The organism is Flavobacterium tegetincola DSM 22377 (assembly GCF_000425485.1).
Classification (GTDB): Bacteria; Bacteroidota; Bacteroidia; order Flavobacteriales; family Flavobacteriaceae; genus Flavobacterium; species Flavobacterium tegetincola.
In genome coordinates this window covers 137,335-145,475 of the sequence record NZ_AUDN01000021.1, presented here as the reverse complement: position 1 = coordinate 145,475, position 8,141 = coordinate 137,335, and the positions used below count along the sequence as shown (strand labels likewise).

The following is an 8,141-nucleotide window of genomic DNA, read 5'->3' as shown; positions in this document are numbered from 1 at the left end:
ATAAGCTTATGTACACATTTTTCCCGATAACCTCGGTTATCGGGAGAGAGCTTTCTAGTTCTTCATTGAATATATTAAATTTTCTTTATCTCAGTATGTTAAGATATTATGTAATTGTTCCCGAACTTATCGGGACCCCTTGCAAAACGACTTAAGGTGGTTATTGCGGCGGGGCTCACCTCTTCCCATCCCGAACAGAGAAGTTAAGCCCGCCTGCGCAGATGGTACTGCAATTTGTGGGAGAGTATGTCGTCGCCTTTCTTTATCCTGAATTTATTTTAGGATCTTTAAAAACCCTTATCCTTGCGGATAAGGGTTTTTTGTTTTGTAAAATAGTATAGTTTTGTGTTAACGCTGATAGCTATCGGGGCTCATCGCCTTCCTTTACTCGAACACTGTTATAATTTTTATCAAAGTCTCCATAAAATGAGGCTACTTTTGTTTAAATAGTGCTCGTAGGTATTGTATTTCTCTGATTATATTGAGGAATAATTTATTTTAAAAATTAAATCTTGTTGGTTACTAGTACGTTATCTCTTTTTAGATGGTAAATGGAGTACTGGTTGATTTTATTTTAGCAACTACTATTTTGAATTTCATTTTTATAAAAAGTCTAATTAACTGTAGTTGGACAATTGTTTATGAATGTGGAGGTTCCTTCGTTTATTACAATGGTTTACTTAACGGATTTGCCGCAAGCAATACTATAAGAAGCTAAAATTAATTATCAAGACTCTACTTCGTGCTTTTTAGTACTTTAAAAATAGTGGTATTTAAAAAGCGTTTATAATGCAATTCTTACTACGAAAACGGTAGTCGTATAAAGTATTAAATTAAGGCTTGTTAGCTTTTTGCTCAATTTAGAAGATATTGATTTAAGCTTGCCGTAGTTTTAGCATAATGGACTGTTACCTACCTCATAGATTCACATAATATAGATGATCGTCAGCGGAAAATATAGTAATTGACTTTATTTCAAATAGAATCTTTCACTAAGATACTTCATTAACATTACAGCACTTCACTATTTCGTAATGTGCAGTGGGCTATTATTTACTATGAGAATCTAATACCATAATCTAATCAAGAATACCCATAATTCGGAACAAATTAGCATAGGAATTAAAATATCGATTTTCTAGGTTTATCTGCGAGATTTGGCTCGAAATCAAACTGTTTTCTCGACTATTAATTAAAAACATAGAGCTTTCTCCAAAGGAGAAAAGACGTTCTTCAGATATTAACATCGTTGTATAGTCAGTGATCAACGTCTTTGTTATAGAAATTTGGTTTTGCAATACGCTGATCTCAGTCTGCCCAGCTATTATTTTATTGTCCAATTGCAAGCGTTCGATACTCAAATCCAGCTGTGAGTCTTGTAATTTAAGTTTAGCTAAATTTAAAGTACCACGTTCTTTTCTGAGAAATAGAGGGAATGTAAAATTGACACCTACTTTGTAATCGTTCCACTTGTAATTATCAAAATATGACGGCTCAGATAGATAATAGTAGCCGACATCTAGTTTTGGTAAAAGCAAATTAGCTTTTAATTTTTGATCTAAAGTCAGTATATCAATTTTCCGCTGTAATGCTACTATTTTTGGATGAGTTTCAGATGCAGCATTGGCCGTTGCAATTCGATCAAATGGCAAATCATTAATAATTGTATTTTGCAATGACTCATCTGGGACAATAGTATCTTGAAGTTCAACAGGTACATTATCAATCCACAGGAAAGTAGCAAGTTCTAACTTTGCTTTTGCTAATTTTAATTCTGCTTCCTGAAGATTTATTTTTCTACTTTTAATGATGATCCCTGCCTCAATACTGTCAATGGCAGGCTTATCACCTTGTTCAATCAATGTAATTATTCCTTTCTTTCGTGTTTCGGCGAAAGCCACGTAATCTTGGTATAATTTAAGTTCATTGTGTGCTTTTAGCCAATCAAAATACGCAACTGAAGCTTCATATACTACTTCTATCGCTGCTAATTTTTGTTCGGCTGTAGATAATTGCACTTGTAATTTACCTTTTCGTAAATCCGTCATTCGTTCATTGATCCACAAACCTTGTCCTAGTGGTATTGTAACTCCTACAGAAGTTAGACCGCTATTTGGTGTGCTAAGTTGCGGGTTTACATATACGCCTTCTGCATTATCAAAACTCGCTTTTACTTCAATTCCATACCAAGTCGGGATTTTAAATCTACTATTCAATAAGGAGTAATATTCGGTGGCTTTGAATTGTTTTTTTTGATAATCAACTTCAATTTTCGGATCAAATGCACCTCGAGCCTTCATTAATGTTGCTTCTCCTTCAGCTATTTTTATATTAGCTTGTTTCATTCTGGGATGAAATTTTTTCACATATCCCAAATATTCGGAGTAGGTAAGGATGTTGGAAGTTGATTTTTGACCCTGGACAGCTACGGTACTTGATAGTAGAAGAATTATAGCTATGTTTTTAATTAAACTATTTTTTAGTTGTAACATCCGTTCGCGTTTTTGATTCATAATAATTCGGTGGAAATCCGTTCAATACACGCCATATTTCAAAACCAATTGGAACTGTTTCTAGTAGAGCTAATGTTTGCGCACCAGCACCGATGCTCAATTGTTTAGGCCATTTTGCTTCTTCGCTGTCAGGTGCTATAAGAATTCTGTATTTTCCATTTGGGCTTATAAAATTTTCTATAGCTACGACGCGACCTCCAAATGTACCGTAAGACATATCGGGCCACCCTGAAAATACAATAGTGGGCCATCCATCAAACCAAACGCGTACACGCTCTCCTTTTTTTAATAGTGGCAAATCTATCGGGTTAACATAACTTTCCACGGCAATGTCATAATTCGCGGGCATAATACTTACAACAGGCGTACCTTCCTTTATTACTTCGCCTATTCCTGATTGCAATGCACGGTTTACATAGCCGTCTTGTGGAGCTGTAATGTAGTACATGCCGTTTCTAATGCTGTAATTTACATATTGATTTTCTAACTTATTGACTTGCGCTTGTGTATCGTATTGATTGCTCAACGCTGTAAATTTGTCGCTGTCTGCTTTTGAAATTTTCTCTGAATACTCTGCATTCAAGCGGTTTATTTCCATTTGAGTATTCAAAAGTTCGTTCTGAGCGGTTAGTAATTTGTTTTCTTGGGTAATAATTTTTGCCTGAACTTCTTGTAATTTCAATCGCTTTTCTTCTACGTCTGTCATCGGTTTCAGTCCCTCCTTATTCAATATTGTCGACCTATTGAATTGTGTCAAACTGATTTTTAATTGTGTTTTTACTGCTTCAAGATCAATGCTATCACTTTGAATTTTTAAAATTCCTTGTTTTATTTTATTTCGAGCTTGTTGTAATTTTAGATTTCTTTCTCTTGATAACTGTTCCATTTGCATTTCTAAGGCACCTACTTTTCCGCCATATGATTTTAAGGATGATTTCTTTGCATCCACTTGATCTTGCGTGTTTCCCATTAAATTGGGATCAAAATAATCTTCCTTCACCTCAGATATAAACAATATAGTATCACCTTTTTTTACAAAATCACCTTCTTGAATGTACCATTTCTCCATTTTTCCAGCAATTGAGGTATGAATTGTTTGTGGACGTTGGTTGGGTTTTAAGGTAGTTACAGCTCCCGTTCCAGAAATGTTTTGTGTCCATGGAACAAATAAAATCAATACAGCAAAAATGCAACTTCCCACAATAACTTTATTTAAAGTTTTGTAATGCGGTCTATTGCTAAGTCCTTTTACCGTTTGGTACGTTTGCAGCGATTCCAATTTTCGATTGTAATTTTCCGATAAATTAAGCATTGTTTATTTTTTTATCGTTTATAATTCGGCCCTTTTCCATTGTAATGATTCGGGTTGCTTTTTCTTTCCAATAGGGATTAGTAGAGGTGACAACTACAGACCAATGCTGTTTTGGATCGCAAATAAAATCTATTATTTGTCGGGCCATTTCATCGTCCATCCTCTCGGTCGGTTCTTCATAAAATAGGACGCGTGGCATTTTAATAATACTCCTTGCAATCAATATTTTTTGTGTATTGGAAGAGGATAGCTGGTTACCTTCGGGCAAAATTTCAGTGTCTAAACCGTTAGGTAATGACCTGACGTAAGCGGTTAATTGGGCAGAATCAATTGCCCATCTGATTTGTTCTTCTGTAACTGTTGCATCATTGAAAGTTATATTTTCCAATAATGTTCCTTCAAATAAGGTTTCACCTTGTCTAATAATTCCAATTTGAGAACGGTATTGGGACACGTTTACTTTTCGAAAAGTATCATCATTTACAAATATAGATCCTGAAGTAGGAGCTAGAATTCCCGCTAAAACACGGATTAATGTCGATTTTCCAGACCCATTTTTGCCCGTTAAAATTATCTTTTCTGCGGGCGAAATGTGCAACGAAATTTCCTTTAGTAAATTATCTGCGCTTTCATGAAATTTCATATAGACATTTTCAAGTTCAATACTGATATTAGTATAGCAACTATTGGCTTCAGCTTCGCTTCCTGTTTCATACTCCATGTCGGTTACTTGACCTATTTTTTCCAACGAAGTTAAAACATCATAAAAATTTTCTAACCCAATAATTATTTTTTCTACAGAATTAATTACCAATAGAATTACAATTTCAGAGGCTACAAATTGCCCAATGTTCATTTGCTGCGTTATTACTAAATAGCCGCCAAGAAACAAAAGTCCAGCTGTGATGATAATTTTGAAAAATATCAATTGGGAAAATTGTCTCTTTATAATTGCAAAGTGATGTTCGCGGTATTTCAGATAGTTGCCCACTTTTAAATCGTTTTTAGTTAAAGCGTAATCAAAATTTGATGCAGTCCGAAAACTGTTTTTATTTCGCGCTATTTCTTGCAACCAATCCGCAACTTCGTACTTATACTTCGATTCTTTCAAACTGGTTTTTATCCCAGGATTATAGGAATATTTAAAGATTAAATAGAGTAAACCCACAAGTAGTAGACCAAAAACAATAAAAAATGGATGGTAGAGCGATAATAGGATGATCCCAAATCCAATTTGCAATAATGCCGATGAAAAGTCCAACAGTATTTTAGAAGTTCCTTTCTGAATGGTTAAGGTGTCAAAAAAACGATTGGCAAGTTCCGGTGGATAAATATTGGTATACTTATCCTCAAACTTGATTTTCGGAAGTTTATAAGCAAATTCAAAAGAAGATCGGACAAATATTTTCTGTTGCAGATTCTCTGTGATGCGCAACTGCATGAAGGCTAAAAATCCAACGAGTGCCACACCAAGGACAACAAATATGACCAATACAATCCACGATACACTCACGCGACCACTTTGGATGAAATTTATGATAGCTTGAACTCCTAATGGTAAGGATAAACTAACTAAACCGGCAAATATCGCATAGAAAAAAATTTGATAGATGTCCTTTCGGTCCATATTAAGTAACATGAAAAAGCGCTTTGTGGGATTCATATTTCGTAGTTTAAGAGTCATTTTGTAAATCGACGTGAAAATTTATTCTTCTAATGTTTCAATTGCAACCGCTTATTGGTTTCATGTGAGTGTTTAAGATAGGACGCTGCAGTATTTCTTCGGCCGGAATGAATATGTAATTTTTTATACTGTTAAAATTAGGCAATATATTTGTAGTGCAGTCCTATTCTGATCAAGTAAATTATTGGTAGAGGCGTAAATTCCATTTTTAATAATGGTAGCACGTTGATATACAAAATTCGCGTCGGTATTTCTTTACTTGTAATTGTAATCAATTGGGATTTGTTATTAAGGCTTTTACTTTTATTGTCAGCAATAGTTTGGCGACTTTCACACATGCTTGGAATGGTATCAGGAGGCATTTGGAACTGTTTTTAATTTAACAAGCATTATATGATTCATTCGGGTGCAATAACAAGATGTAGATAGCATTTTTATTTGTAATTAATTTTCTAATTTCTGGCAATAATAACTTTCATCATAATAACTACCTTCTCGTAACATTTAGAATATTCATAGTCAAATTGCTCGTTTATATTAAAATTTATTTTGATAACCTTTGAATAGAATCCTAGGCTTTCAAGTTTTCTTATAAATATGAGCAATCAAACCGCAGTAATGATAGTACACACTTTACAAATGAATCAATATAGCGCAAATGTAATAGCTTTACTATTAGTTACGAAGTATTTTCGCTATAATTAACAGTTGTTCAGGTAAATTATTATAAGCATATTAAGGGATATTGTGCTTAAATACTGCTTTTTCATTGCAGACTTTAAAGAATCATCTTGAAGTAGCGGGTATTTTGTGTATTTTGAGTTTAATCGAATCACTAAAGGTTTAATGTCTTGCGATGCAGGTTGGGCCGACTTCAATTTCCCATGAATTTTGTATAATAGACAGCCTTACTAATGATTATGCAAATGTTTTTGAAAAAATTTCTCAGACAAAGTCAATGTATTTCACAATCTCAGAATTGTAAATTTTGGTGTCAATTAGATCAGTAAGCAGAGAGTCAAATAGTATTTGAACCATCTTTAAATAAACAAAGCGCAGGATTTGCTCAACTGCAAAATTTGTAAAGATTCGGATACGCTTCAATAAAATCTCAGGTCAATTATGAAAGGTATATTTCAAGCGGGCAGTTTCCGAAAACTCATCTTATTAATTGAAAAGAATCAGAAGTAATTTATCAGTGGCAGGTAAATGTTTCCTCAAACCAGATTCTTCTGTTTTGTAAATAATCAAAAAGCATTGACAGTAATCTCGTTTGTTATTATAGCAAATCTACAACGCGTTCCAAAGCCATTCCTCGTGATCCCTTGATGAGAATAGTACTGTTTTCGAAAACTACAACTGATATGTATTTTTGTAAATCTTCAAAAGTTTCAAAAAAATATTGATTTTCTTGATCACTTTTCACGTTGTAAAATTCAGAACCGACGAAATAAAATGTAGTTTCAATATCATTTTTAATGGAGGAAACGAGCGCTCGATGTTCTGATTCACTTTCAGTGCCAAGTTCAAACATGTCGCCTAAGAAAGCAATTTTTCTCGGTGCTGCTATCTGTCTTAAATTTTCTAATGCCACTGTCATGCTACTTGGGTTGGCGTTGTATGCGTCAAGTATCAATTGGTTGCTGCCTTTTTTACTGAGTTGCGAACGATTATTGGTTGGGTTATAGTTTTCGATAGCTTCTTTAATCAATTTTTGGTCCACATGAAAGTAGGTTCCAATCGTTATCGCGGCATTGATGTTGTTGGCGTTGTAAATTCCCACCAATTGAGACTGTATAACGTCCTCCTGAAAAGTGACTGCAACAAATGGATTTGCTTCTATTTTTGAAATGAAAACATCAGCATCCGTTCTCTTCGTAGAAAAAGTAAAAGCGGGAATGCCATTACTTTTTTCAAGCTGAATTGAATCATCTGCATTTATAAATACTTTTCCATTTTGGTTTTTCAGAAATTGATACATTTCACTTTTGCCTTTGATAACGCCTTCATAACCGCCGAAACCTTCTAAATGTGCTTTGCCAAAATTAGTAATATAGCCGTAATCTGGTTGGGCAATATCACAAAGGAATTCAATTTCTTTTTGGTGATTGGCTCCCATTTCTACTATTCCAATTTCGGTTGACGTGTCAAACGAGAGTAATGTAAGTGGTACTCCTATATGATTATTTAAGTTTCCAACAGTAGCTTTTACGCTATATTTTTGTGATAGAACTGCATTGATCAGTTCTTTGGTTGTTGTTTTACCGTTACTTCCGGTTAATCCAATAACTTTTAAGTTTAAATAGTCGCGGTGATATTTAGCCAAATCTTGCAATGTTCTGAGACTATCTTTTACAAGTAGGGTATGACTGTTTTTATAGAAATTTTTATCATCGATCACTACATATTTTGCACCTAAATCAAGCGCCTCATTTGCAAAAGAATTGGCGTCAAACCGATCACCTTTCAATGCAATGAAAAATGAATTCTTTTCAATTTTTCGAGTATCGGTTGCAACAGAACTGCATTCTAAAAATAATTTATGTAAGTATTGAATTTCCATGTTAGGTAGGTGTGAAAACTATAAAAGCCCTAATTAAAGGGCTTTTACAAATATTGAATAACGCTAAAT

Annotated in this window: 4 protein-coding genes and 1 rRNA gene; 1 reads left to right on the top strand and 4 read right to left on the bottom strand. The window is 34.1% G+C overall.

Translation table 11 applies throughout. The features are described 5' to 3' along the window. Positions 1–152: 152 nt before the first annotated feature. A 5S ribosomal RNA gene (gene rrf, locus H602_RS0105345) occupies positions 153–261 on the top strand. Positions 262–1,079: 818 nt separating this feature from the next. On the opposite strand, the gene H602_RS0105335 is transcribed toward rrf, so the two are convergent. The 4 genes from H602_RS0105335 to H602_RS0105320 all read right to left on the bottom strand — a co-directional run bounded on the left by H602_RS0105335 (position 1,080) and on the right by H602_RS0105320 (position 8,072). After that, positions 1,080–2,345, bottom strand: coding sequence for a TolC family protein (locus tag H602_RS0105335; protein ID WP_245574916.1), 1,266 nt, complete (start codon positions 2,343–2,345; stop codon positions 1,080–1,082). A gap of 127 nt (positions 2,346–2,472) precedes the next feature. After that, a complete protein-coding gene (locus H602_RS0105330; protein ID WP_026977093.1) occupies positions 2,473–3,825 on the bottom strand; it encodes an HlyD family secretion protein in 1,353 nt (450 codons plus the stop codon). Further along, complete coding sequence (locus tag H602_RS0105325; RefSeq protein WP_026977092.1) at positions 3,818–5,488, bottom strand: peptidase domain-containing ABC transporter; 1,671 nt, start codon at positions 5,486–5,488, stop codon at positions 3,818–3,820. Before H602_RS0105325 ends, H602_RS0105330 begins: the two co-directional genes overlap by 8 nt. A 1,300-nt stretch (positions 5,489–6,788) precedes the next feature. Then, positions 6,789–8,072: a UDP-N-acetylmuramoyl-tripeptide--D-alanyl-D-alanine ligase gene (locus H602_RS0105320; protein WP_026977091.1), complete on the bottom strand. Its 1,284-nt coding sequence runs from the start codon at positions 8,070–8,072 to the stop codon at positions 6,789–6,791. Positions 8,073–8,141: the final 69 nt, after the last annotated feature.